At 29.2% G+C, this 25,638-nt stretch carries 25 protein-coding genes, 2 pseudogenes and 1 other annotated feature; of the genes and pseudogenes, 4 read left to right on the top strand and 23 right to left on the bottom strand.

Annotation, left to right across the window (positions count from 1 at the left end):
* Positions 1 to 104: 104 nt before the first annotated feature.
* Complete coding sequence (locus ACY191_RS08150) at positions 105 to 554, top strand: 2-thiouracil desulfurase family protein (protein WP_107513446.1); 450 nt, start codon at positions 105 to 107, stop codon at positions 552 to 554.
* 430 nt (positions 555 to 984) lie between these two features.
* Here ACY191_RS08150 and ACY191_RS08145 read toward each other — a convergent pair.
* The 10 genes and pseudogenes from ACY191_RS08145 to ACY191_RS08100 form a co-directional block, all read right to left on the bottom strand.
* Positions 985 to 1,245, bottom strand: a pseudogene (locus ACY191_RS08145) (VOC family protein); the annotation flags it as partial.
* 79 nt (positions 1,246 to 1,324) lie between these two features.
* Positions 1,325 to 1,513 carry a hypothetical protein gene (locus tag ACY191_RS08140; RefSeq protein WP_229367266.1) on the bottom strand — a complete coding sequence of 63 codons (189 nt, stop codon included), beginning with the start codon at positions 1,511 to 1,513 and terminating at the stop codon, positions 1,325 to 1,327.
* 15 nt (positions 1,514 to 1,528) lie between these two features.
* Positions 1,529 to 2,041 carry a hypothetical protein gene (locus tag ACY191_RS08135; RefSeq protein ID WP_229367267.1) on the bottom strand — a complete coding sequence of 171 codons (513 nt, stop codon included), beginning with the start codon at positions 2,039 to 2,041 and terminating at the stop codon, positions 1,529 to 1,531.
* Positions 2,042 to 2,121: 80 nt separating this feature from the next.
* A complete protein-coding gene (locus ACY191_RS08130) occupies positions 2,122 to 2,373 on the bottom strand; it encodes a hypothetical protein (protein ID WP_232165198.1) in 252 nt (83 codons plus the stop codon).
* 608 nt (positions 2,374 to 2,981) lie between these two features.
* On the bottom strand, positions 2,982 to 3,209 hold the full coding sequence (locus tag ACY191_RS08125; RefSeq protein WP_229367270.1) for a DUF2089 domain-containing protein: 228 nt from the start codon (positions 3,207 to 3,209) through the stop codon (positions 2,982 to 2,984).
* A gap of 278 nt (positions 3,210 to 3,487) precedes the next feature.
* Positions 3,488 to 3,652: a hypothetical protein gene (locus ACY191_RS08120; protein ID WP_229367271.1), complete on the bottom strand. Its 165-nt coding sequence runs from the start codon at positions 3,650 to 3,652 to the stop codon at positions 3,488 to 3,490.
* Between the two features lie 601 nt (positions 3,653 to 4,253).
* Positions 4,254 to 4,502 (bottom strand): hypothetical protein, encoded by a 249-nt coding sequence (locus tag ACY191_RS08115; protein ID WP_229367272.1) that lies wholly within the window; start codon positions 4,500 to 4,502, stop codon positions 4,254 to 4,256.
* 1,182 nt (positions 4,503 to 5,684) lie between these two features.
* Positions 5,685 to 5,912 (bottom strand): annotated as a pseudogene (gene elxI1, locus ACY191_RS08110) (epilancin biosynthesis-related protein ElxI1); the annotation flags it as partial.
* Positions 5,913 to 5,917: 5 nt separating this feature from the next.
* The gene (locus ACY191_RS08105; RefSeq protein WP_042738486.1) at positions 5,918 to 6,139 is read right to left on the bottom strand and encodes a VraH family peptide resistance protein; all 222 of its coding nucleotides are present in this window, start codon (positions 6,137 to 6,139) and stop codon (positions 5,918 to 5,920) included.
* Between the two features lie 406 nt (positions 6,140 to 6,545).
* Positions 6,546 to 7,055: a MepB family protein gene (locus tag ACY191_RS08100; protein ID WP_229367273.1), complete on the bottom strand. Its 510-nt coding sequence runs from the start codon at positions 7,053 to 7,055 to the stop codon at positions 6,546 to 6,548.
* A gap of 314 nt (positions 7,056 to 7,369) precedes the next feature.
* Here ACY191_RS08100 and ACY191_RS08095 point away from each other — a divergent pair, with 314 nt between their 5' ends.
* Positions 7,370 to 7,849, top strand: coding sequence for a GNAT family N-acetyltransferase (locus tag ACY191_RS08095; RefSeq protein ID WP_042738484.1), 480 nt, complete (start codon positions 7,370 to 7,372; stop codon positions 7,847 to 7,849).
* Between the two features lie 40 nt (positions 7,850 to 7,889).
* Here ACY191_RS08095 and ACY191_RS08090 read toward each other — a convergent pair whose 3' ends face one another.
* The 9 genes from ACY191_RS08090 to ACY191_RS08050 form a co-directional block, all read right to left on the bottom strand.
* The gene (locus ACY191_RS08090; RefSeq protein ID WP_415843829.1) at positions 7,890 to 8,588 is read right to left on the bottom strand and encodes a prepilin peptidase; all 699 of its coding nucleotides are present in this window, start codon (positions 8,586 to 8,588) and stop codon (positions 7,890 to 7,892) included.
* A gap of 123 nt (positions 8,589 to 8,711) precedes the next feature.
* Positions 8,712 to 9,068, bottom strand: a complete 357-nt coding sequence (locus ACY191_RS08085) for an MmcQ/YjbR family DNA-binding protein (RefSeq protein WP_042738483.1) — start codon at positions 9,066 to 9,068, stop codon at positions 8,712 to 8,714.
* A 29-nt stretch (positions 9,069 to 9,097) separates the two neighbouring features.
* Complete coding sequence (locus ACY191_RS08080; protein ID WP_042738482.1) at positions 9,098 to 9,583, bottom strand: DinB family protein; 486 nt, start codon at positions 9,581 to 9,583, stop codon at positions 9,098 to 9,100.
* 87 nt (positions 9,584 to 9,670) lie between these two features.
* Positions 9,671 to 10,081: a GNAT family N-acetyltransferase gene (locus tag ACY191_RS08075; RefSeq protein ID WP_042738481.1), complete on the bottom strand. Its 411-nt coding sequence runs from the start codon at positions 10,079 to 10,081 to the stop codon at positions 9,671 to 9,673.
* A gap of 14 nt (positions 10,082 to 10,095) precedes the next feature.
* Positions 10,096 to 10,236, bottom strand: coding sequence for a hypothetical protein (locus tag ACY191_RS08070; protein ID WP_158001719.1), 141 nt, complete (start codon positions 10,234 to 10,236; stop codon positions 10,096 to 10,098).
* Positions 10,237 to 11,005: 769 nt separating this feature from the next.
* Positions 11,006 to 11,512 carry a GNAT family N-acetyltransferase gene (locus ACY191_RS08065; protein ID WP_042738480.1) on the bottom strand — a complete coding sequence of 169 codons (507 nt, stop codon included), beginning with the start codon at positions 11,510 to 11,512 and terminating at the stop codon, positions 11,006 to 11,008.
* 79 nt (positions 11,513 to 11,591) lie between these two features.
* Positions 11,592 to 12,554: an XcbB/CpsF family capsular polysaccharide biosynthesis protein gene (locus ACY191_RS08060; RefSeq protein WP_042738479.1), complete on the bottom strand. Its 963-nt coding sequence runs from the start codon at positions 12,552 to 12,554 to the stop codon at positions 11,592 to 11,594.
* Positions 12,555 to 12,560: 6 nt separating this feature from the next.
* On the bottom strand, positions 12,561 to 14,903 hold the full coding sequence (locus ACY191_RS08055) for a CDP-glycerol glycerophosphotransferase family protein (protein WP_042738478.1): 2,343 nt from the start codon (positions 14,901 to 14,903) through the stop codon (positions 12,561 to 12,563).
* 400 nt (positions 14,904 to 15,303) lie between these two features.
* Positions 15,304 to 16,284 carry a ketoacyl-ACP synthase III gene (locus tag ACY191_RS08050; RefSeq protein WP_042738477.1) on the bottom strand — a complete coding sequence of 327 codons (981 nt, stop codon included), beginning with the start codon at positions 16,282 to 16,284 and terminating at the stop codon, positions 15,304 to 15,306.
* A 174-nt stretch (positions 16,285 to 16,458) separates the two neighbouring features.
* Here ACY191_RS08050 and ACY191_RS08045 point away from each other — a divergent pair, with 174 nt between their 5' ends.
* Positions 16,459 to 17,277, top strand: a complete 819-nt coding sequence (locus tag ACY191_RS08045) for an alpha/beta fold hydrolase (protein ID WP_042738476.1) — start codon at positions 16,459 to 16,461, stop codon at positions 17,275 to 17,277.
* A 594-nt stretch (positions 17,278 to 17,871) separates the two neighbouring features.
* On the opposite strand, the gene ACY191_RS08040 is transcribed toward ACY191_RS08045, so the two are convergent.
* Both ACY191_RS08040 and ACY191_RS08035 read right to left on the bottom strand, forming a co-directional pair.
* Positions 17,872 to 19,062, bottom strand: coding sequence for a bifunctional folylpolyglutamate synthase/dihydrofolate synthase (locus ACY191_RS08040; RefSeq protein WP_371664061.1), 1,191 nt, complete (start codon positions 19,060 to 19,062; stop codon positions 17,872 to 17,874).
* Positions 19,063 to 19,145: 83 nt separating this feature from the next.
* On the bottom strand, positions 19,146 to 21,776 hold the full coding sequence (locus ACY191_RS08035) for a valine--tRNA ligase (RefSeq protein WP_042738474.1): 2,631 nt from the start codon (positions 21,774 to 21,776) through the stop codon (positions 19,146 to 19,148).
* A 42-nt stretch (positions 21,777 to 21,818) separates the two neighbouring features.
* Positions 21,819 to 22,059, bottom strand: a binding site (T-box leader).
* Positions 22,060 to 22,118: 59 nt separating this feature from the next.
* Between ACY191_RS08035 and ACY191_RS08030 the strand changes: the two genes are divergently transcribed.
* The gene (locus tag ACY191_RS08030; protein ID WP_042738473.1) at positions 22,119 to 22,679 is read left to right on the top strand and encodes a DNA-3-methyladenine glycosylase I; all 561 of its coding nucleotides are present in this window, start codon (positions 22,119 to 22,121) and stop codon (positions 22,677 to 22,679) included.
* A gap of 130 nt (positions 22,680 to 22,809) precedes the next feature.
* Here the strand turns inward: ACY191_RS08030 and ACY191_RS08025 are convergent, their stop codons facing one another.
* The gene (locus ACY191_RS08025) at positions 22,810 to 24,204 is read right to left on the bottom strand and encodes an MFS transporter (protein WP_042738472.1); all 1,395 of its coding nucleotides are present in this window, start codon (positions 24,202 to 24,204) and stop codon (positions 22,810 to 22,812) included.
* 351 nt (positions 24,205 to 24,555) lie between these two features.
* The gene (locus tag ACY191_RS08020; protein WP_042738471.1) at positions 24,556 to 25,632 is read right to left on the bottom strand and encodes an AbrB family transcriptional regulator; all 1,077 of its coding nucleotides are present in this window, start codon (positions 25,630 to 25,632) and stop codon (positions 24,556 to 24,558) included.
* Between the last annotated feature and the right edge of the window lie 6 nt (positions 25,633 to 25,638).

The raw sequence follows: 25,638 nt of genomic DNA, 5'->3' as shown, positions 1-25,638 counted from the left end.
GCAAAACATTGATTTAAAATTATATACTATATGTTTATAGAATCTATACTATAATGGTTAATATAAAAGCGTTTTAAAAAACAAACACCTAGGAGGTTAAACGGATGATATTAATTAGTGCATGTTTAATAGGTCAAAACGTCCGATATGATGAAACAAACAAACTTGACACCAAATTAAAGGAACTCACAGATAGAGGTTTAGCAAAGGCAATTTGCCCTGAAATTTTAGGTGGATTGACAATTCCAAGAAATCCTGCAGAAATCAGAGGAGGAGATGGTTTTGACGTTTTAGAAAATAAAGCTGAAATCATTGATATACAAGGTAATAATGTTACAAATGACTATTTGAATGGGGCTATGATAGCTTTAGATATTTGCCAAAAAATGGATTGTAAAACATTGATTTTAAAATCAGATAGTCCAACTTGTAGTTCACAAAACATTTATTCTGGGAACTTTAATAATACAAAAAAGCAAGGTGTCGGAGTATTTGCTGCTTTATTAATAAAAAACGGTATAAAAGTCTATGACGAAAAAAATTACATTCTCTAATAAATTACTTAATTCAAGATCGAAATCCTCGCTTAAACTTATAGATAGCCTTTTTTATATCTAAAATTTTACGATACTAATCACTAAATATATGTAACAGTCGTTTTATATTAAGTTCAAAATAGCTAATTACGAATTCTATGAATTTCTAATGATCAAACTTTAATGAATTAGTTTGAATTTTTTACGTGTATTCCAAAATACAAGTAAAGAGGTTAATAGTATAAATAAAATAAAACATGAATCTAAATAGTCTTGTTACATTTGCATATATCCAATATAAGCTAATATAATCACTAAAATTATTTGTACACCAGATATAACCCACTTCAACACTAGTACCCTTATTAAATTTTAATCATCTAGAAAAGCATATTTTCAACCAAAGAATTCAAACTTATGAATTTGATAAAGCATCGACTTTATCATTTTATACATAAAACTTCAAATAAGGTTTAACCTCTTTGTAATATTGCAATCTATCTTCTAAATTCCCAGTATGTAACTCTAGTTTATGCCCATCTAAATCAGTAAAGTATAAAGATTTCTTATCCCTAAAATCCCTATCTCTTCCTTTAAGGATATTAACATTATTTTCTTTTAACCAACTATACCAACAATCAAATTCATTATCCGATATTGTAAAAGCTATATGTGTATAGGAATATTCAATTTCATCTCTCGGAATGTTCGTTTAGTCTAATCAATCACCTATAAAATAGGAGTAATTTTAAAAGCACGCACATTATTATAAATGTACGTGCTAATCTTTATGAATCTTCAGTTTTAATATTATTATACATAATTGAAGCAATACCTAGACCAAATAATATTAATGTAAATATATAAATTGAGTAATTATTAGTATCAATAATAACCCTAAATATAATCAAGTGTATGACTGCCGCAATAAAATATACTGGTATAAAACCTTTAGACCAAAATATTGAGTTCTTCATAATTCAGACCTCTTTTCACGATTTGAAACAAGATGTTGCAGCACCTGTTGCAGCACCTGAAACTCCACCAATAATAGCTCCAGCAGCAGTACCGATAACAGGGACACTTGTACCAATACCTGCTCCTGCTAGGCCACCGCCACCTGCGCCACCAGCTGTACCTAATGTACATTTAGCCCAACCTTCATTTTGTACTTTGTTATGTACTTCGATATCATATCCATTGTCAGCTTTTTTGTAAACCAAATATACAGCATTTCCATCTCTGTCTTTTGTATTTCTAGGTAGTTTCTCAGTTTTTCCATTTTTGACAGTTAGAACTAAATTACTTTCTTTATCTTTACTAACACTAACACCCTTACCTAAATCCATATGTAATGTGCTTTCATTTTTTTGACTTAGATTTAAAGCATAATTATTCTCTTCTGCATTAGCATTATGAAATGCTGTAATATATCCAAGTAATAATACACTTATTATTGCGATAACTAAATCTTTACCTTTAACATCTTTGACAGTATTTATCATGTTGTCCTCCTCATATTCCAAACAATATAATATCAGAAAATATGATATATTTATATACTTTATTTAATTTTTTATATAAATTATTGTAAAATTATTTCGTTTGAATATTTACACAGAAAAATATATATTTTACCCATATTTTTTTTAAAAAGGAAATCATTTTCACATAGGTTATTCTTTATATAATCATTTCCATCACTGATCCTATATTCCTCAATCATCAATTGAGGAGTATTCATTCTTCTGGATGTATTAACTGATGCAGTACAAATTATACCTAAATACAATAAATCTGGAGCTGTTGTAATCTCAAGCTTTTCCGCTTCTTTCAACAAAAACTTCACACAATCTACACCTTGTATTTGTATTTTCAAAGTATTACCTGTCTTTCCTATTAACTTTAAGTTTTCTTAGCGTACAACAAAGTTCTTTAGATAGATTAATGGTTTATCTATACCATTACACCACATATCTTTATTAAGCCCTAATTTATTTAAAACTTCGACATCTAAATAATTCTCCCATTGAAAATCGACCTCGTACTCAACATTAGAAAAATCTATATCAACTAACTCCGCTTCGATAACATTCATCTAATAAAAGTATCAAGGCCTTTTTCAAAATACTCACCCTTATATTATTAATTTAAATCTTTTCGTTTCATTTTTTCTAATTCATTTTCAGATTTTTTCTCATTTGCTTTTTGCGCTTCTAATCATTGACCTAATAAAAATAATAAGGCTATTACAGTTAATATCAGTGTAGGTATGAGTCCTAATTTAATTATCCCTGTATTATACATATAGATGCCTACAATGATTAAAACTATAGGCAATATCAATCCTATTATTTTATTCCCTGTTCTAGACAAGAAATATTGTAAATCTAAAATAGCTGCATAAATTAACACTGGTAAAAAACTCATTATAAATTCAAAAGTTCATTCTCCTTTTTCATTTTTATGTAATTTCAATAGGTGTTTAGCATCATCTAAATCTAATTTATCTTCAACAGCTAACTTCCGAATAAAGTTAACAATTGAATCTACATCATTTTCTTGAGTTGTCTCGACTTTTTTTATAACTATATTAAGTCTATTTCTAACAGTTGGATAAGACACCTCATAAAAAGAAGCTAATCCTTTTAAAGAGCTTGGAATATAATACAAAATTCTTGATACACTCCAAACCTTCATTTTCTAAGTTGTTTAACCATTTTGGTTGATTACACGATCCACTAATCACCACTCCTCATATATAAAACAGCACATTTTTAAACATTATGTATTTACATTTTGTGTAATTTAAAAATTCAAATGCATAAAAAAAGACTTAATCGACGTGATTAAGCCTTCCAATATTTGATAATACAACATATTTCATTAACTCAGTTTAAATAATTTTATTAATACAATACGGTTCACAAAAGTTGAAAATAGTCCCACTCTTATTTAACGTTTCTCAACTTTCTTTTTTTATCCATATCAACAGTTGTTCCTATTAAAGATCCAACCACAACTGAAATTGCAATACCAGTAATTAATCCGTGTGAGTAACAAAAACCTAACGATAAAATCAACATATATGGGATCCAACTAATATACTTTACCATCTAACCCCTCCCTTATGCATAAGTAAAGTTATTTTGCATTCTTTGATTGCAATTTATAGTAACTGAGTACACCAGATATTAATATAAATAAAAATATCTTCATTTGATTCATTCCTTAAAATCATTTATGATTATTTGCTTTAATTGAAAAATATTATATAAAAGCCAAATACACCACAACATAAAACAATATATATCAATGTATCAGCGCATTTATAATTATAAAAACACTGACGATGAGCATCATTATCTGTATAGAAATAATGACGAAGTGGTCTTGATAATTATTCGTAACTTTTCCGTGTTCCACTTTAGGTAACAAACATAATATGTAAACTATGACTGCGATGATTATACAAAATATTGCTGCTATTTGTTTTGGTAGCGTGTATGAAATACTACCATCACTCTTCTTTTGCATAACGATATCATTTGGCAAAAAGAAGAGCATAACTATCCAAATAAGCGCATGCGTTAATACAATCATTGATGCAACTTTTTCTTCTAATAATCTGTATTTTAAATTGATGTTAATTCTCCTGTCATTTAAGAAACTTTAAACTACATATGTACCAAATCTAAGTATTACTATACTATATAATTAATTCTTGTTACTTGGATAATTGTATCCAAATGCAAAGGATAAGATAATTAAAATAAGCCCTAAAATAATTAGACCATTTAATTCCTTATTCACAAAAATATTAATTAAACCTAAATCTCCTAAGTTGTTCCATATCCTATTATGATCTACATCAACACCGATATAATTTAAAATTAGTACTACTAGAATCACACAAAGTAGCACTGTTAACCCCACTTTAAGTCCACTTAATACACGTTTATTCAAGATTAAAACCCCTTGTAGAATACCTCATTGATGAAATTAAATTCAAAGCAATATGAATTAAGCAAATTAACTTCCTACAATATAAAAAGCAAAGATATTATGATTCTTCATATTCATATAAGGAAGTAAGTCTTTCACTTGGTCTTATTTTTATAATTTTCAGATATTTCACTTCAAAAAGCCATTTCCAATTCCAAATCAATATGTATATTCTATTTTATATTACTTAAGAGTGAATAATTAATTTCTTTTGTTTGGAAAGTCAGAAAATGTGCTGTTTTGTCGGCTTTTAGCCTTTTTAATTATAATTGGATAAAATATGATTAAAAGTACAATTAATATTTTGGGTGACATACAAATACCTCCTGTATTTTCGTAAACAAATGCAATATGTTAATAACCTAAATTAATTATATAATAAATATATGTTATTTACAATTAATTTTTAAAATTTATAAATAGACTCTTTATTTATTCATAACATTTTTAAGTGCGACAATTAATATTTTTTAATGCTCACAAATTATTTTAATAATCGTAACCCACCATTTACTCCCATTTTTAATGAAAGTGATGCTATTTCAGTATCATCTATAGTTTCATTTGTCTCAAGCCAATAATAAATCATACCCAAATTTCTAGAAACAACATATTCAACGATAAATTCTAAATGTTCATGTTTCCCTTCTCCAAGGTAGGAGCTTTTATCTAATACCTGATTAATTTATCTTGGACACGGACATACACAAGGAATAGAACATTTAATACGAATGCAAAAAATTAATGATCTGATTATTAGCAGTCTCGAATAGGTAAAAAAAATAGGTTATTAGTATCAAATTATATTTATGACATATTGTTCGTGAAAATAAGTATAAACACTGAAATAGGCAATTACTAAGATTTATTCATCTAGTAGTTGCCTATCTTTGTAATATCCTTATTTATTGTTAAACATTACCAAACTATAATTAATGTCAAAATACATAATTAATTTTACATATGATTTCATTATTTTTTAGCTACTCAATTAATAACCCTAAATTTTTACTGAGGTTTCGCTTTTTGTGCATGTCTTGCTGCTTTTACTGCCTCTGGTGTTGTTCGATTTTCTTTAGCTTCTTGTTTTGTTTTTTCATCTCCACAGATTACATGATCTAGTTTATTTTTGAGTGCTTCATAACTATTCTCATGTTTCTCTTTTTGCTTATCTTTTATCATTTCAGAAGGAATAGCAAATATGAACATTAAGATAAATAGAATTAGTGCTAAATATGGTATATTCTCTAAGAAATACCATCGTAAATGCCAATCAAACATCAAATTTGCCCAATGAATCGCATATTTAGAAAAGAGTAAAGCCACACAAAGCCACGCCATTCCATCCAATAATTTTGTTAATTGTGTCAATTTTTTCAGTCCTTTTTATCTTTTTGTTGATTCATTGTTTCAATCTCATCAGTAATATCGTTTTCATCATCTAAAAATAGCAATAAATAAACAATAATACCAATTGGCACACCCAAAATTGGTGTCAGAAAAGTACAAGCCAATACAATAAATAGCAATAGAAAAATTAAATCTGTTATATCCCATTTCTTATTTAACAATTTTTCTTTAATATCAATTATGGTCATATATATCACCTATTCTTTTAATAAAAATATGTATGGTTTTACAAATAATTTTATTAAGTAAAAGTGTTATCTCAATTAAAAAAATTTGCACTTATCACAAAATATAATATTTAATCTGTTAATCAGTTTCACAATTTAATTATAAAATAGATTAATAAGTTTTCCAATATAATAAGACATAAAAAAGCTGTAAGCCTGAGTAACTTACAGCTTTTAAACATAAATTTTTTCATTAATCATAAAACGGTATGGATAAAATTATGAATACAGATATGTTTATAAATAGAATGTCTGAGAATTAACGCAAGTAAGTTTCCCATACTTACTTACATTATTTATTTTATATTAAATATCAGAAAATTTAAATAATAGTTTTTTCAGAATATAAGTAATATTACAAAATGGCTTAACTTTCCTTGCTACCGAAGTATAAATAATTCACTTTACCTTTATCTATGCTATGTGTTAAGTCAATAAAATATGGAGATTGCCATTTTTGTGTTTTCGTTGCTGAAGTATTTAAATTTTCTTCCCATGAAGGATAAACTCGAAATGCCATTTTACCTTTGGCTTTATTGGTACACAACACATTGTGTTTTTCCAATACTGCTTTCGGAAATACAAATTGGCCTTTATACTGCTCATCTAATATATTTACGATTAGCAAGTCTTTAAATTCCTCATAATGATATGGCACATTAATATTTTCTTGATCTTTTTTCCATAAAGCTAGAAAATAGCCCCTCTTTTTGGGTGTTTTCTTTGCTAAGCGACTTTTGATAGATATTTTATTTATAGATAAATTTATTGCTTCATATTCTTTATTCCAATATTCTTCATTTATTTCCTGTACATTGAATGATGAAATAGCTCTGTCGATTTCTTTAAATAGTACAATGCTATTTAGTTCACTCACGATAACACCTCATTTCATTATTTATTTACATATACTCATTTTACTTTATCATTCATTTTACTTCACACAAGTATTATATTCGCTTCCAAAATTTACAATTTATTCTCCAACATTAAAATATTGAAATAGTCCATTGTATTTATATACATTTATAGTTATAATTAGTATATTTTAAAAATCATGTCTATCATAGACAACTGATGCTTTAGTATTTAAATTATCTGAATTTTCCCTCTATTTATAAAGTATACAATTTATTCTCCATCATTATTAGCTTGAATACCATTTTTCATTTTACTTAAGGAGCGATTTTTATGCAGTTAATCAAATATAACAATAACTATTTATCAATTATTCGAAACTTTCAATTACAACAAGATCATATTCACTTCCCAAAGTCACCTTTATATCATATAGAGAAGGCAAAAACGAATAACAATCTGCACTGTATCATGGCTTTCAATCAAAATAAACAACTTGTTTCATTCTTTGTTTTACAATATGAAAGTGAATATGCTCAACACTTTACTACTGAAAATCATTCAACGATTTTTTTTAGAGCATTTTCCACTGACAAGCGCTATTTAAGACAAGGGTATGCAAAATCATGCTTAAAGTCTTTAAATATGTATATAAAAAGGAATTATCCAAATATGCATCATATTGCATTGGTTGTGAATGAATGTAATGATGTTTCCTATAAACTTTATAAATCATTAGGATTTAAAGATACAGGTGTAGTAATTACTAAGCACAGAGTTAAGCAAAGACTTTTGCAAAAATGTCTGGATTAAAGCATTATAATCAATCGAACAATTAAACAATATTTGAGTATTAAAATATAGAGGAAATCTTGAAAAATGAAGGAACTAAGTTAGCAGTAATAAAACCAAGTAAAATATAAGGAATCAAGGGCACTTTATTGATCTTACGTCGTTGAAGCATCATCAATATCAACGTTAGCATACCTGCTATTATAAAAGTTAACTGTAATGTTAGAAAAAACACTTGAAATGGCAGTATAAATGATAGCAGAGAAAATATTAAGATGTCTCCATAACCTATTGCTTGTTTAAAAATAAAGAATAAACAATGTAAAATAGTAGATATAATCAAAAAGTTTATGAAATGCCCTTCACAAAGAAAAATGGCACAAATGATATATATTACAACTACATGTAATGGTATAGCGTAATTGTCGTAATCACAAATCGACAAAACTAATAGAAAAATGAAATTTAATAAATAAGTAGTTAAAGTGATTGGCAAATTAGAGGAAGTAAGTAGAATGCATGGCGACAGAGATAGTAACTCTCCAATGATATATGTTAAACTCAATCGATGTTTGCAGCACCGCGACTTACCTCTTAATAAAATATAACTTATTATCGGAATTAAACAGTAAAAATCTAATACTTTATTACAATAATCGCAACGGGATCTTGATTTGAAATATTTAAATGACAGCGAGTCTATATGGCACAGTTGATATAAAAAACTAAATAATATTGGACAAAGTATGAATTGATACAACAAGCTATTACCCCCTACTTTGAATATAGCATGTTGTCCTTCTTGGGTTAAGAAAATTCTCAGTTATTGAATATATCATCAAAACATATAGAAATATTTAATATTTTTATAATTACTCAACCATTAACAAGTTAAATCGAAACTATCGTCAATCCAATTAGCAATTTCATCTATTGAAGCTATTTCACTTAAGTTAATTGATACCCAATTTGACTTATCCATGTGATAGGCTTTATAAACTCCTTTTTTGCGTCTCAGTGAACCAATAAATGCTTGCTCAACTTTTATATTTAATATATCTATCTTATTATCCACACTTAATCCGATTTTATCCGCTGTAACATCCATAATTAATACAAACCATTTATTATTACTATTATGTCTACACACTGCATAATTTTTATATCTGTTCCATGGATAATCAGGATCGATTTGATATTTAGTTGCAATATAATCTAAAACTTCTATTCTCTTAACCATAATAAACCTTCTTTCTTTACTAGTTAACCCTATCTAATATTTAGAATATCCGTACTTTCCACTTCATATCCTAACAAACGTAACATGGACACAATTTGTCCTTTATGATGAAACTCATGTGTTACTGAATGTACAAATAATTGATATGCCGAATTTTCATGGTATGTGTCATCTTGTTTCCAAGGTACTTGTTTCATAACTATTTCTGATAAGTCGTGATGACTAAAATTTAATATTTGATCTACATAAGTATCAGCTTGCTCAAAATAACTGAGAATATCATCAAAATTCAAATCATTAATTTGCTGCAATGAAAATAATGGCGTATCTGTGTTTCGAAGGATAAAAGAACCTAACCATGCATGATAACAACCTGCTATATGAACTAATGTGTGTTTAATGCTTTTTAATCCAATATTAAATTCCTTATTTAACTCATCAACAGTCAATTGAGAACATTGATTTAATATTATATCTCGAGTTATTTTTACCCATGCATAAACTTGTTCATTCATCATTTAACCTCCAAATTGTTTAAATGTAACTATAAAAATTAAAGACCTTCAATAAGTGTGTTATTGATGGTCTGACTTATGAAATATTTAAATTGTATTTAATTTCATGAAACCCAAACAATTATTCTGCGACACTTCAAATAATCCTGATTTTTCATAAAATTTTCTTTTGGTTTGTTCATTATCCGTTAATAATACAATTTGTCTTATATGTTGAAAGCTATTCAATACCTGATTCAATAACTCACTACCAATACCATGGCGTTGATATGCAGGTAACACAATTAAATCTTGGATATATACAATTGAAATGTCATCTGTAATCACACGTACCAATCCTATTAATTGTTCATTATCTTTAACTGTTATAAAGAAACTTGATTGATTCAGTAATGTTGTTAATGTAAATTCATCTGTTAAATAATTAAACCAACCTACAGAATGATATAATTCCTTTAATTCTTTTTCGGTCGGAACTTTATTTTGTTCATAATACATTAAATCACCCTAACCTATGTTTCTTTGGTAAATTTTTTACTGATCATTGCGCCTAAAACTATCCCTATTATCGTTCCAATGGGGAACCCAAGAAATAGTGTCATTCCTAAAGCTAATACAACCATCCATGTAATCGAACCTATAACTTTCTTCATCTTCAAAACTCCTATTATTGTAATCTCTAATGTTAGATGTCATTGTAATTGCTATCAATTCGTAAATATCAACTTGAGTTAACGATTAACCAAGTCATAACTTTCACTAGAAAATATATGTAGAAAACAGCAAAAATAATAGTAATTAAAAAGTGTAGAATAGTTTTCAATACTTTAATTAAAATTGTCAAAATAAAGGCTATTATGATTATTGATGTTACGCTCATTATTTCACTCCCTAGCGCACTATTCTCTGTTGTTTTAATTATTTTAGTTATTATTACTTATCATTTTCTGCCTTTAAAATAATTAATGCTTATTTAAGCTACTATTTGCTATCAATCGAAAGTATCATAAATCATACTAGAGTTGAATATTGTTTTAACTTTTATAAATTAATGAAGAATGATATTAACTAGCTACTGAATAGTCCATAGCATATCTAAAATATACATCATTTAATGATTTAAATATTTAATAATAATGATATTTACAATCAGTATAATTATCGTAATTATTAAACATAATACAGGAAATAAGTTTGCCCAACTATAGCTATTCAAGCTAATACCTTCTTTTCTTTATGTCGTTGAACATCATCAACAACTTTTTTATTGATAATTTATAATATTACTAAAGTTTAATAACCAAGCATCCTATAATACTATTCATTCTATTACAGTTATTTTAATAACTTTATATTAATATTGTATATCATTATTAAATATATCGCTACAAACTTTATGGATTTTGTTATAAAATGCTATATTCATCTATCTCTAAAATAAAAAATATCATCTTTGGCTATATAACCATCATATTTTTTATCATTGATAAATCCTAATTTTTCAGCTAATTTTATTGATTTATGATTGTGTTTATCTGTTCTAATGAGCATTGTTAAATCTTTTGAAACTATACTATATATCCATTCAATAATTGATTGCATTGCTTCATAAGCATATCCGTAACCCGTTGATTCGGGATGTAGTCGATAATATAAATTGAGTACTTTACTTTGATCTAAATGGATATTTTTAATACCTCCACTACCAATCAATTCATTTGAAGCTTTATCTAAAAATAAAAAGTAGCCGTATCCAAAATTGTTCCAATCTGCTAACCAGTACTCTATCATTAACTTAGTATCATTAATTGTATTATGTTTACCGGCTGGAGTATATAATGTACTGGAAATATTGGAATGGATTTCAAATAGTTCTTGCGTATACTGAAATGATGGTTTTACAATGAGTAATCTATCAGTTTCTAACATTTTAACACCTCTTACTTGTTGCTTAAATTACAACTAAACTAAAGCGCCTCAGTCATTATCACTGCGGCGCTCATTTTTATTATTTTATCAATGTTTCTCCAGAAAAAAGCATATTTAAAATTGTCATTTGTTCTGGAACGGTATTTCTTGATACCTCGGGGTGAGCTGTAATATGTGTGTCTTTCTTATTAATTAACTGTAGATTATCACCCTTTATTTCTTGAGCTTTTGCAAAGTTAAATACTACATTCTCTGAACTGATTACATATTTACTTTGATTACTCCCCTTGGCCAAATATTGATTTATTTTATTACTCAAATCTTCTTCTCTAATATGTTTTAAAAAATGTTCATCAGACACGTTATACTCTTCTGTACTAATAATCGGATCAACTGCTAAACACTTTAAATCTAGTCTTGCACCATAATTCAATGCACCCGTACCACCTTTTGAAGCCCCATATAATACAGTGTTTTCATCTGAAATATCTAGTTCCTTCTGTACTTGACGAATTGCACTGACTATATCATCTTCAAATGTGTCATTATTAACAGTATTGATATAATGCGAGCCATGAGATGCATTTAAATCCATGATACGCATGGTATTTATATTTTTCATTAAATTTCGTTCAATACCATCAAAGAATTTAGGAAACATACGTTTTGGTATTAATGAACTATCGTAATTCTGTGCGTTTGGCATGCATGTAAATAATACTAATAATTTCTCGGATTCGAATTTGTTACATTTTCTACCTTGAGGCGCATCTAATGTATAGAAAATATCATGATGCCTAATCAAATCTTTGCGCTGAAATAGTGCTTCAACGTGTGTACGCTTATAAAACTTTGAAACAGTATGTTCATGAAAATACAAAATATAATCTTGTTTAAGTAATTCAATATATTTTCCATATATTTCAGCTGAAGTTCTTGCTTTTTGTATATAATTTTCAGCATCACCTGTGTCTATCATAATACGCTTTTGATTCTTAAATGGTATCTTATCATTTAAATTGAAAATTTTATTTTCTATCATGATGATTTACCCACTTTTTTCAATATTATCCGTGAAGATATATTTTAATATATTTTCCGAACTGTTAGACTTATCATTTTTCATTAATCGACTAATCATTTGACTATAATCAATAGCACCTACACGAGTTAACTGAGTTGCTAATTTCGTTTCATTTAATGCCGCTTCAGGAAAACGGCCTACTTCATTAATATCAAAATAAAACCCAACATCTTGCTTATACTGTGAATTATCTTCTTGTAATAAGAAAATGGGTTTATTTAAATGTGCATAATCAAAAATTGTCGATGAATAATCAGTAATCATGGCAGCACATAAAATATATAACTCTTGGATATCTACAAACTCATTGTAAAAACAATGTATCCTTGCATCTAATGCATTATATTTATTTCTTAATCGCGCTTCATTCGGATGAAGTTTGACAATAATTTTATAATTTTTTGGTAGTTGATTTAATAATTCAATTAAATCAATTTGCGTTAGACTCTCTCTCTCGCCTTGTCTCCAAGTAGGACAATATAAGATATATTTTATATTTTTATCATTTGTAAATAAATATTTGCGTTGAATTCGTAGCCATTCCATCTCCGTATTGTGATTAATCAAGTATTCGTTGCGTGGAGACCCTAATTCTAATACTGTTAAATTTTCATTTTTCTCTAATTTAAAGGCAGATTTTAATAATAATGTGTTTAAATTCGAGGCAGTAATTAAATAGTCCCATTTTTTCATACGTGGAATGAATTTGTTAAGTTGCAATTGTTTTTCTTTCTTATCTCCTAAGTCGTTAACCATTTTCTTTAATGGAAATCCATGCCAAGTTTGTATAAAAACTTGATTTTTATGTTTATAAACTTTGTCTAAGGAATTTCCATTCATAAAGACATATTTACATGATCGGAAAATTTTTTTATAAATTGTACTACCGAACCGAATCGGAATGAGACCTGCATTTCTAACTTCAATATCTACTAAAGAATTAACTGAACTAACATAGATTTTTTTATTTTTGTATTGCTCTTTAATTTTTAAAGCTAAAAATTTAGGATCACCACTAAAGTTATTACCATGGAATGATTCAATGAACACTTTGTTACTATCTGGTTCAATACCTTCCATTAACTTGCGTTCTAAGCGTTCTTTTCTAAAGTTATACATTTTTTTCATTCTATTAAAGAAGATATTATTATTTAATAATAATTTAAACATCGCTGTTTTCTTTAATTGTTCATACAAATCACGCTTTCGATCTAACTTTTGTATTTTATTGACATGAGTTCTTTTTTTCTTAAATTTATAAATTGGTAATTTATGTTCTTTTGCCTGTTTAACCTTCATTTTGCTAATTTTTTTCAAGTAATCATCTGCGTAATTTTCATTAGTAAAATCAAGTTTCAAGTTTTCTATATCTTCATTTCGTTGCTCTTTCGTATACTTACCATCTAACACAGCTATTAACTTTTCACTATCTTTTTGAAAATGTTTGGTTAAAAATGATATACCATGATATTTTTCATATATTTCTTTTAATACGTTATCATTACCTGCATATATCAAGGCTTGGTTACCAATTCCAATTGTTTCCAATATAGAGTACCCTAATGTTTCATAAGGAGATGTTGAAACATATACATAATTTAGGGGTTCCTTTTCATTAATATGCACATTATCTTGTAAGTTATAGTATGCTACTAAATTTTTATATAAATTCTCAGATGGTCCGTACCCAACAATATATAATTGAATGTCTGTCTTATATGTATTTTTCTTAATATAATTAATTAGTTTTATAACATACGAAATATCTTTAATACCATCTTCAAAACGAGACTTAATCAACAAATTGCGCTTGGTATTCGCAGGCTTACAATTTATATCAATATGTTGTGCATTTACATATTTATTAAATACTGCATCATAATTATATTTTTCTTGAAACTTTTTCTTTATTGATTCAGTGCTCACTCTGATACAATCTATTGAATCTAATGCCAAATCAATTTCGTCGTTTATGTATTCAAGTGGGCCATGTATCTCGCCTACAATTTTAATTTCTTTATTATGTTGTTTTATAATTCGTGAATATTTAAATAAATCTTCACGCGTAATGATTAAAACGTCCCCTGTCGATAATTTAGCTTCATATTGACTACTAAATATTGTGAAATTTGCTGAACTTATATCTTCATGAATAATCAGTCTTGTTATATCACTATCTTCAAATGGTTGACTGTTAAAGTACTGTACTATATGTCCTTTTTCTAAAAAGGTTTTGATTAAGTTTATATTACTTCTCGATGTGCCACCTTTAGAGAAAATATTGTATCCGAGTATGTTTATCCGCATCTGTTAAAAACTCCCCTTTAAAATTTACAATTTCTCAAGTTATAACTAATTCCCCAATTATCAATTATTATCATCGACTAATTATATAATACTATATAATATTTATTTAATCTATATAAATAAACAAAGTATAAATTTAGGTTGCCATAATTAGTTTTTATATATTTTATTTCCTAATTTATAAAAAATAAACGACATTTTTAAAATTAGTTTACATTTTTGTAAATTATATTTTAAAGAACGAAACAATTTGTTTTTATACATATACAAGAAATTCTTAAGAAAGCATATAATAGCATTTAAAAAAGAGATAATTGGTCCAACAACAGCCAATTATCTCTCCTCATATTATAAGATATCGTTTTATGTTAATGAATAAGCTAGCTAAATTTATTATTTGTTAAAGTGTCCATTTTATTAATGTTGAAGCGTAAGACAAACCTCCACCAAAACCAACTAATAAGAGTAAATCATCTTTTTTAATTTTCTCTTGTTTTACAGCTAAATCAATAGCTAAGGGTATGGTTGCTGAAGAAGTGTTACCAAAATATTGTAAACTCATTAAGGCCTTATCTAATGGTATATTGGCACGATTACAAATCGATTCAATCATACGTGCATTTGCACTATGTGGCACAAACCAATTTAACTGATTAATATTGTAATTGGCCTGCATCATAGTTTGTTCAATTATGTTAGGTATATTACCTACAGCCCATTTATATACACCACGACCATTTTGTACAATGTATTCTGGATTATCCAACGACTCATTAAACATTTCTTGTGATAAATCAGAGCAATATAGATTCAATGCTTTATCTCCATCGGAACCTGATTTACTAGTTATAAAGCTTGATGTTTCACTATCAAACTCAACTAGAAATGCACCTGCGCCATCTCCAAATAAAATACAAGTACTTCTATCACTATAATCTGTAACTTTAGATAATGACTCTGCACCAATGACTAGTACCTTTTTATTTTGTTCAGATGTGATCATACCATTTGCTAAGTTTAATGCATATGTAAATCCTGCACATGCCGCATTAATATCAATCGCACCACAATTTTTTAGACCTAATTTACTTTGAACATATGAAGCAACACTAGGTGTTTTATAATCTGGTGTCATCGTTGCATTAATTATTAAATCAACATCAGAAAGGTCTACATTATAACGTTGTTGTAGATCAAGCACTGCCTTATAACTTAAATCACTCGTGTATTCATCATCAGCTGTTATACGACGTTCAATAATACCAGTCCTTTGTTGTATCCATTCATCTGTAGTTTCAACTATTTTTTCAAAATCTGAGTTAGTCAACACCTTTTCAGGCACATAAGCACCTTGTGCCGTTATTTTTGCCATAGACTTCATATTTGCACCTACCTATATATTTTAAGTATCTCTTATTGTATAGATATTTCTTTTTAATTCAAATTTAATGATGTTATATTTTGAATTTTCAAAATATTAAAACCTATTTTGTTTTGCAAATTATTTCTAAGTGCTATAATGCTTAATAATCAACTACTTTAAAGGGGGACTTTGATGAAAATTAAAATAAACGATATATCATTAAACTATAAAATATATGGCGAAGGTCGACCTTTATTATTCATTCATGGTAATGCACTTAACATTGATAGTATGGATAAGATTTATGAACCATTATTACAGGACAGTCAACAATTTCAAAGAATCTACCTAGATTTGCCTGGTATGGGCGAATCCCCATCCACACCTAATATTACAAATTCTGATGAAATGTTAGCGTACATAATGAAGTTTATTGATGCTTTAAATTTAACTGAGCCTTTAGCATTAATCGGTCATTCTTATGGTGGTTATTTAAGTATTGGCTTAGCACATAAATTACAGGAAAAAGTTGCGGGATTATATTTAACGTGTCCAGTAGTCTATGCAGAAGATAAACAAAGACGCATACCAGAAGGAAAGCAGATCATTGATCAACATTTTGATTTACCAGAAGAAAGTGATTATTTAGCTGACTACCTCGATACGACTACAAGAATCAATCAAAAAACGTGGGATTATTATATAAATACGATAGTGCCTGGATATCAAAGCGCTGACGAACCGTTTATGGATAATATTAGAAGAGACAATGATAAATATTACAAATTTAGCTTTGAAGATGACATAAATATTGCCAACAATACTGTTATCACTTTATTACTAGGTAAATATGATAATGTCGTTGGTTATCAAGATCAAGTAGATTTCTTTACGTCATTTCCTAAATCAAGTTATACCGTCTTTAGTGATGCGGGACACAATTTCTTTATAGACCTATATGATTTTAACAAATTGTTTATAGATAATTTCTTACAAAGATTAACAGAATGAAAGATATTATACAAAGATGCAACGACATAGTCTATTTCAAATTTAACAACAATAACATATACATGATTCCTAGAAAAAAGCACTCAGATAGTTGTTTTCAATTTATCTGAGTGCTTTATATATATTTTGAATTATTCGCTCACTACCTTAGAGTATTTCTCTATCTCGGTCATCGACTGTTAGTGCTACATTAAGCATCTCGTCAAAATACTTCCAAATAATTATGTTTCACAATAAAATTATTTTTAAAAAAATAGTCAGCATTTTGAACTAAGTATATTTCAAAACCTAATTTAAACAAAAGCTTTGGCTTTATACAGTGATTTGCGTTTGATTTAAATATCGACTCGAGCTATAAACAAAGTCAAAAATTAAACTGCCATTATTTTCATAATATTTAATATATGAAAAGTAATAGTGCAACAAACTAGTCATAATTTTAAAAATGAAAAAGACAATTCCTATATTATTTAAAATAGAAATTGCCATTTTTCAAATATCCAAAAACGTTATGTTCTGGACTCTAGTTATTTAGTTATTTGTTTTGAACAAATTTTAGTCTTTAAACTAGCATTTCGCTTTAAATACTTAAAATTAAAATGTCACTTTTGCTTTAACTTCACTTATAAAGTAAAGGCTACCTGTAATCAACAGGCCTTCCCCTTCATAATTTTCAATAAAGCGTACACAATCATCAACTAATACTTTATCATCTACCTTAATTTCATCAAAAATTGTTTGTTTGTCTAACGCTTTGTGAAAGTCAAAGTCCGTAACATAAAAAGTATCTGTGATTTCTTTCAATTGATCAACCATAGAAGTGATTGGCTTACCTTTAGTTGCGGCAAACAATACATCGAGTTTATCTCTATGATAATAATTTCTAATCGTTTCAATCAATGCTTCAATGCTTTCATTGTTATGTGCGCCATCAACAATCATCAATGGTGATTCTTTAACCTGTTCTATTCTACCTGTCCAAGTTACAGATTCTATACCATCGATCATTTTGTTAAAGTCTAAATCAACAATACCCGCTTCATTTAATTCAATTAAAGCAGTAATGGCAAGTGCAGCATTTTCCTTTTGATGTTCACCTAACATATTAAGCATCAATGTTTCAAGTTCATAGTCTTTATAACGGTAAGTAAATTCTTCGTCTTCTGAAATAATACTTATATCTCTTTCGAATTCAATACCGTCAGCACTTTGCTGTTCAACCAATTCACGAATAATATGCAATGCGTCTTCATTCTTAACGGCATAAATAACAGGTGTTTCAGGTTTAACAATTGCACCTTTATCTCTTGCAATATCTGCATATGTGTCACCCAAAATGTCCGTGTGGTCCAAGCCGATACTCGTTAAAATTGATAATATTGGTTTAAATACATTTGTTGAATCATTTTTTATTCCAAGCCCTGCTTCTATTACTACGAAATCGACGGGATGTAGTTCGCCAAAGTATAAAAACATCATCGTAGTAATGATTTCGAATTCAGTGGCCGTTCCTAAATCCGTCTCAACTTCTAATAATTCACTAACAGGTTTAACCCTTTGAACAAGTTCAACAATTTCGTCATCGCTGATTGGAACACCATTCAAACTAATTCTTTCATTGAACGTTTCAATAAATGGTGAAGTAAAGGTTCCAACTTCATATCCATTATCAACTAACGCTGATCTTAAATAAGCCACTGTAGAACCTTTACCATTTGTCCCACCAACATGAATACCATTTATATTAAATTGTGGATTGTTCAGTCGTTCTAGCATCCATTCCATACGTTTAACGCCTGGTTTGATACCAAATTTAGTTCGTTCATGTATCCAATATAAGCTGTCAAGGTAATTCATGTTTAGGACTCCTATGATTTTAATTGTTTAATTCGTAACTTAACACCATCATATTTTTCTTGATAAGTTGTTTGTTTATTTCGTTCTTCATTGATTACTTTCTCAGGTGCTTTGTTTACGAAATTTTCATTTGCCAATTTGTTATTTACACGATCTAATTCTTTTTGCCATTTATCTAGCTCTTTTTCTAAACGAGCAATTTCTTTATCCATATCAATGAGTCCTTCTAACGGCAATACAACTTCACCAGCTGTTGTAATCGATGTAATTGCCTTTTCAGGTATTTCAATTGAAGTTTCAATCGTTAGTTCGCTTGGATGGCAGAATCTGTCGATATAATTAGAGTTATTGACTAATGTTTCCTTTGTGTTTTCATTTTTTGCTTGAATAAAGATTGGAATAGCCTTTGATAACGGTGTATCTACTTCTAATCTAGATTGTCTTACAGATTTGATAATTTCAACAAGTTGTTGCATTGTTTCTTTACTGTCGTCAAAAATAAGTGATTCGTCAACTGTTGGCCATGCTGCATTGACAATTGTTTCACCATGATGTGGTAAGTTTTGCCAAATTTGTTCAGTAACAAATGGCATAAATGGATGTAGCATTCTCATTGTATTATCTAATACATAAGTTAATACTGATCTTGTCACTTGTTTTTGAGTTTCATCTTCACCGTTCATTGGTATTTTACTCATTTCAATATACCAATCACAGAATTCATCCCAAATAAAGTTATACAATGCACGCCCAACTTCACCAAATTCATATTTTTCACTAAGTTCTGTAACATTGGCAATTGTTTCGTTTAAGCGTGTTAAGATCCATTTATCTGCTAATGATAAATTGCCTGAAAGATCAACATCATCAACATTAAATGATTCACCTATATTCATGATACTAAATCTTGCTGCATTCCAAATTTTATTGATGAAATTCCAAACTGATTCAACCTTTTCCGTAGAATAACGTAAATCATGACCAGGTGATGAGCCTGTCGCTAAGAAATATCTCAAGCTATCAGCACCATATTCATCAATAACATCCATTGGATCGACGCCATTACCTAATGATTTACTCATCTTACGGCCGTCTTCAGCACGTACCAAGCCATGTAATAATACATCATTAAATGGTCTCTCACCTGTAAATTCTAAGCCTTGGAATATCATACGTGCGACCCAGAAGAAGATAATATCATACCCAGTAACCAATGCATTGGTTGGGAAGTAACGTTTGAAATCGTCAGCATCAACGTCTGGCCAACCTAAAGTTGAAAATGGCCATAAAGCACTTGAGAACCATGTATCTAATACATCAGCATCTTGTGTCCATTCTTCTGGATTGTCAGGAGCTTCTTCACCTACGTAAATTTCACCTGTTTCATTATGATACCATGCTGGAATTTGATGTCCCCACCATAATTGTCTAGAGATCGTCCAGTCTCTGATTTCTTCCATCCAACGGTTAAAAGTTTTTTCAAAACGTGCTGGTACAAAATCAATTCTATTATCAGTATCTTGATTATTTAATGCTTGCTCAGCTAAAGGTTTCATTTTTACAAACCATTGCGTTGATAGATAAGGTTCAACAACTGCACCAGAACGCTCAGAGTGACCTACTGAATGTTCATGCTCTTCAATTTTAATTACTAAGCCTTCTGCTTCCAAATCTTTAACTAATTGTTCACGACATTCAAAACGATCCATGCCTTCATATTTTCCAGCTTTATCGTTCATTTTACCAGATTCATCCATAACAATTATGCGTTCAAGATCATGTCGGTTACCTATCTCGAAGTCGTTTGGATCGTGTGCAGGCGTTACTTTCATTGCGCCACTACCAAAATCAATATCAACATATTCATCAGCTAATATTGGTAATTCTTTACCTATAATTGGTAGGATGACCTTTTTACCGATAACATCTTTATATCTATCATCATTCGGGTTTACAACAATTGCTGTATCACCAAGCATTGTTTCTGGTCTTGTTGTAGCAATTTCAATGTATCCTTCACCATCGGAATATGGATATTTAAAGTGATAGAATTTGCCTTGTACATCTTCGTGGATTACTTCGATGTCAGATAACGCAGTACGTGCAACTGGATCCCAATTGATAATATATTCGCCACGATAAATTAAGCCTTTATTGTACATATCAACGAATACTTTTTTAACAGCTTTACTTAAACCTTCATCTAAAGTGAATCTTTCTCTACTATAGTCTAAACCTAATCCTAATTTAGACCACTGGTTACGGATAAAGCTTGCGTATTCTTCTTTCCATTCCCAAGCTTTTTCAAGGAATTTTTCTCTACCTAAATCATGTCTAGATAAACCTTGTTCATTTAACTTCGCTTCAACTTTAGCTTGTGTTGCAATACCTGCGTGGTCCATTCCTGGTAGATACAGTGTATCGTAACCTTGCATGCGTTTCATACGTGTGATGATATCTTGTAATGTCGTATCCCATGCATGTCCTAAATGCAATTTACCCGTTACATTTGGTGGTGGAATAACGATTGTATATGTTTCCTTTGAATTATCTTCTGCAGCTTTAAAATATCCATTGTTTACCCATTGGTCATATCGTCCTGACTCAACTTCGCTCGGATTATATTTTGGTTTCATTTCCATTTGATAAAATCCTCCTTAAAATAAAAAATATCCGCCCTAATAATATAGGACGGATATTCCGTGGTACCACCTAAATTCATGAATCAAGTTATACTTAATCCATGCACTCATTATATGATTAACGCTCAAACACGCTTTAACCTAATCTACAAACGACAAACGCCGTATTTCAGTAAAAGTTCAATGTGGGCTACCTTCAATAAGTTAAACTATACACTTTCAGCTTACCGTGTACTCTCTGTCAAATCTAACTCTATTTACTCTTCCCAAAAGACAATATTTATTTCCTTAATTATAGTATAATGGATAGAGCAATAAGTCAATGCACTAGGGGGAAAATTTATGAATGAATGCGCTTTTGGCACAAAGGATCCAATTTACATACAATATCATGATGAAGTATGGGGACAACCGCTATACGATAGTCATGCATTATTCAAATTGTTAGCACTTGAATCTCAACATGCCGGTTTATCATGGCTAACTATTTTAAAGAAAAAAGAAGCATATGAAGCTGCTTTTCATAACTTTGATCCAGTAATCGTATCAAAGATGACATCTAAAGATATAGATAACCTTATGGACTTTCCAAATATCGTTCACCATCGTAAAAAATTAGAAGCTATTGTTGAGCAAGCTAAGGGTTTTTTGAAAATAGAAAATGAATTTGGTAATTTCAGTGATTTCTTATGGTCATATGTGGATCATCAACCTATTGATTTTAACTACAAACACAGTTCTGATCGTATTACTGTAGACGATAGAGCAAGACAATTATCTAAGGATTTAAAGCGTTATGGCTTTAAGTTTTTAGGACCAGTCACTGTATTTTCATTTCTTGAAGCTGCGGGTTTGTATAATGCACATCTACAATCATGCCCTAATAACCCTAAATATCTATAATCAATTTAGCTATTAAACAAGATACGTAACAACCGTTTCTACAATATAATAAGTATACAATAAAGAGCAGACCCGAAATAAAATTTCAGGTCTGCTCTACTTAATTCTTGATAAACATTAACTATATTGATTATTTAACTTCTGATTTCCACCATAGTGAATCTTTTGGATTTTCTACGGCCATTTCAAATTCTTTCTCTGTAGCAACTGTTGGATAAGAACCTTTTAATGATTGTTTTGATGTATCTTTAAATAAGAACAATACAACCAATAAACCAATAATACTTACTGCTAATAAGTAAAACGCAGGTGCTAAGTTATTATTTGTAACATGTACTAACCAAGAAGCAACTAATGGTGTTGTTCCACCAAATATTGAAACGGCGATATTAAACGTCCATGATAATGTTCTATATCTCACATTTGTAAAGAATAATGTTGGCAATGTTCCTGGCATTGTTCCTTCATATACGGATAAGACAATTCCAATCATTAATAAACCAATAAATAAGAAACCTAAATTTCCGCCATTTAAAAATTGGAACGAAATGATAGAGAAGACAATACCTAAAATTAAACCAACGCTGATAATTTTCTTGTTACCACTCTTATCGCCTAAGCGACCAAACATAATAGCAAATGGTAACATAATAATTAGTACAACTGCTGTAATCGGTGTACTGATTGTATCTTTTATGCCGACAATTTCATCTAAGTATGAAGGCATATATCCTAGTAACATATAGTTTGTAATATTGAAGAAAGCAACAAATACTACACATAATAAAATGTCACGTTTATTTTCTTTAATGATTTGTAAGAAACCAGGTTCATCTTCTTGATGATTTGCTAAGTCATTTTCAAATATTGGCGATTCTTCTAAGTGTGATCTTAAGTATAAACCGAATAAACCAATTGGAATACTTACGAAAAATGGGATACGCCAACCCCAAGATTGCATACTTTCAGATGGAATCAACCAAAACATAATAGTGATTAATACCGAAGCAAAAATGTAACCAGATAAAGTACCTAATTCTAATCCACTTCCCAATCTAATACGTTTGTTATCAGGTGACGATTCTGCAATATAAACCATTGCACCTGCATATTCTCCACCTACTGAAAAACCTTGCATTATACGAGCTAATAATAAAATAATTGGTGCCCATATTCCAATTTGATCATATGTAGGTAAAATACCAATGATAAATGTAGAAATCGCCATTAAAATGATGGTCGATGTTAGTACAACTTTTCGTCCATATTTGTCCCCAATTTTCCCAAATACAATGCCACCGACAGGACGTAATAAGAACGCTATCGCAAAAGTGGCAAATGTAAATATAAGTTTAATTTCATCATTTTCAACTTGACTGAAAAAGTTTTTACTTATAATTACGGCTAAATATGAATATAAAGCAAAATCAAACCACTCCATAGCATTACCGATACCAGTCGCAAATACACTTTTCTTTGCCTGATTTATGTCTACGGTGTTAATTTTATGCTTGTTAAACTTCATGACATATACACTCCTTTTATTTACAAGAAGTCATTTTAGCATGTATCAACTAAACGTCAACAGTTGATTTTACAATAAAAATCAATGCGTAAGCGGTTACTTACAGTGAGGCGTGTTGTTAGAAACGTTTAAAAATTTTTTAACAGTCAGAAAAGTCGGAATATTATATCGGTAAAAAATAACATATCATGAGTATATTTACACCCAGATTAATAGTGTATCCTGTTTTTAATGTAATCAACTTATATAATACAAAATGTATTTTTTTCTATAAAATGTCATGAAACAATCACAATTAAAAACAAACTCCTAATAACAAAATGAATGGTTATTAGGAGTTATTATTATTAATTAATTTTTAGTACGTGAATGTGCTCTATATTGCAGATAATACTTCAATAAAGGTGCAATTAAAAATAATATAAAGAATATTCTAAAGATATGATAACTAGATATCATGGCTACATCGGCTCCAGTCTCTATAGCTACTAACACAATTTGACTCATTCCACCTGGTGCAGCACCTAGGAACAACTCATTTATAGAATGATCTGACACTAGCGAGATAATATAAACCATTACGAATGCTAATAGGATAAGCATTACATTTTGAAAAGCGATAGCTACTGCTATACGACCTTTCATTTGATTTAATAAATTAGCAATTTGAACACCAATTCTAATCATATAAATAACTTGCGCAGCAGCAATGATGTAATTATCTAATGTAAATGTTATTCCAGTCATCATGTTCCAAATAATTAATACTACAATTGGGGCAAGTAACTGTCTAGTTGGAAAGTTGATTTTACCCATTAAGTAATAAACAACAGCAATAGCTACAATTAATAAAGCTATATTAGGTAAGTTTAATGCTTCTGTTAATTTCTGACTAGCAGTAGAAACAGCACCTGCATGTCCACCACTGTCTCTAAAAAAATAAGAAATAAATGGGACCAATACAACGACAAATATAATACGTGACGTTTGTGTTAAACTAACAACCATGATATTTGCTTTTTTATCTTCTTCTGCCATGACTAGCATTTGACTTAATGCACCAGGTATTACACTTAAAATGGCTGTCTCGGTATTAACTTTCGCAATTTTCTTAAAGAAATATGCAATTATTAATGCTAAGACTAATAACATAATGGTAATTAAAACAATTGTTAACCAATCGTCTTTAATATCATAAATTACTTTCTTAGTAAATGTGCTTCCAATTTGTACCCCTAATAGAATGAGTCCAATTTGACTAAGCCAAAATGGCCATTTGATATCTAAATGAAAGAACCTGATACAGATTACACTTGCTATAATCGGGCCAAACATAAACGGTAGTAAAATGTGTGCTGAATGCAATAGCAAACTGAGTATAATGGCTAAACCCAAAACAATTAAATTGTTTCTTAAATGTTTATTCATGACTTC

This window comes from Staphylococcus sp. TCBT05 (assembly GCF_055179755.1).
Note: the sequence above shows the minus strand (reverse complement) of the source record. Positions and strands in the feature narration are given on the sequence as shown.

What these genes read in the sequence shown, in the direction of transcription:
- ACY191_RS08085 (WP_042738483.1), bottom strand. Translation starts at nt 9,068, where the DNA reads ATGGTTAAGAGAATAGAAGTTTTAGATTATATTGCAACTAAATATCAA.
- ACY191_RS08050 (WP_042738477.1), bottom strand. Translation starts at nt 16,284, where the DNA reads ATGAAGTCTATGGCAAAAATAACGGCACAAGGTGCTTATGTGCCTGAA.
- ACY191_RS08120 (WP_229367271.1), bottom strand. Translation starts at nt 3,652, where the DNA reads ATGGTAAAGTATATTAGTTGGATCCCATATATGTTGATTTTATCGTTA.
- ACY191_RS08060 (WP_042738479.1), bottom strand. Translation starts at nt 12,554, where the DNA reads ATGATAGAAAATAAAATTTTCAATTTAAATGATAAGATACCATTTAAG.
- ACY191_RS08105 (WP_042738486.1), bottom strand. Translation starts at nt 6,139, where the DNA reads ATGACCATAATTGATATTAAAGAAAAATTGTTAAATAAGAAATGGGAT.
- ACY191_RS08030 (WP_042738473.1), top strand. Translation starts at nt 22,119, where the DNA reads ATGAATGAATGCGCTTTTGGCACAAAGGATCCAATTTACATACAATAT.
- ACY191_RS08140 (WP_229367266.1), bottom strand. Translation starts at nt 1,513, where the DNA reads ATGAAGAACTCAATATTTTGGTCTAAAGGTTTTATACCAGTATATTTT.
- ACY191_RS08065 (WP_042738480.1), bottom strand. Translation starts at nt 11,512, where the DNA reads ATGTTAGAAACTGATAGATTACTCATTGTAAAACCATCATTTCAGTAT.
- ACY191_RS08070 (WP_158001719.1), bottom strand. Translation starts at nt 10,236, where the DNA reads ATGAAGAAAGTTATAGGTTCGATTACATGGATGGTTGTATTAGCTTTA.
- ACY191_RS08020 (WP_042738471.1), bottom strand. Translation starts at nt 25,632, where the DNA reads ATGAATAAACATTTAAGAAACAATTTAATTGTTTTGGGTTTAGCCATT.
- ACY191_RS08075 (WP_042738481.1), bottom strand. Translation starts at nt 10,081, where the DNA reads ATGTATTATGAACAAAATAAAGTTCCGACCGAAAAAGAATTAAAGGAA.
- ACY191_RS08025 (WP_042738472.1), bottom strand. Translation starts at nt 24,204, where the DNA reads ATGAAGTTTAACAAGCATAAAATTAACACCGTAGACATAAATCAGGCA.
- ACY191_RS08150 (WP_107513446.1), top strand. Translation starts at nt 105, where the DNA reads ATGATATTAATTAGTGCATGTTTAATAGGTCAAAACGTCCGATATGAT.
- ACY191_RS08135 (WP_229367267.1), bottom strand. Translation starts at nt 2,041, where the DNA reads ATGATAAATACTGTCAAAGATGTTAAAGGTAAAGATTTAGTTATCGCA.
- ACY191_RS08095 (WP_042738484.1), top strand. Translation starts at nt 7,370, where the DNA reads ATGCAGTTAATCAAATATAACAATAACTATTTATCAATTATTCGAAAC.
- ACY191_RS08045 (WP_042738476.1), top strand. Translation starts at nt 16,459, where the DNA reads ATGAAAATTAAAATAAACGATATATCATTAAACTATAAAATATATGGC.
- ACY191_RS08055 (WP_042738478.1), bottom strand. Translation starts at nt 14,903, where the DNA reads ATGCGGATAAACATACTCGGATACAATATTTTCTCTAAAGGTGGCACA.
- ACY191_RS08040 (WP_371664061.1), bottom strand. Translation starts at nt 19,062, where the DNA reads ATGGAATGGATGCTAGAACGACTGAACAATCCACAATTTAATATAAAT.
- ACY191_RS08035 (WP_042738474.1), bottom strand. Translation starts at nt 21,776, where the DNA reads ATGGAAATGAAACCAAAATATAATCCGAGCGAAGTTGAGTCAGGACGA.
- ACY191_RS08080 (WP_042738482.1), bottom strand. Translation starts at nt 9,583, where the DNA reads ATGAATGAACAAGTTTATGCATGGGTAAAAATAACTCGAGATATAATA.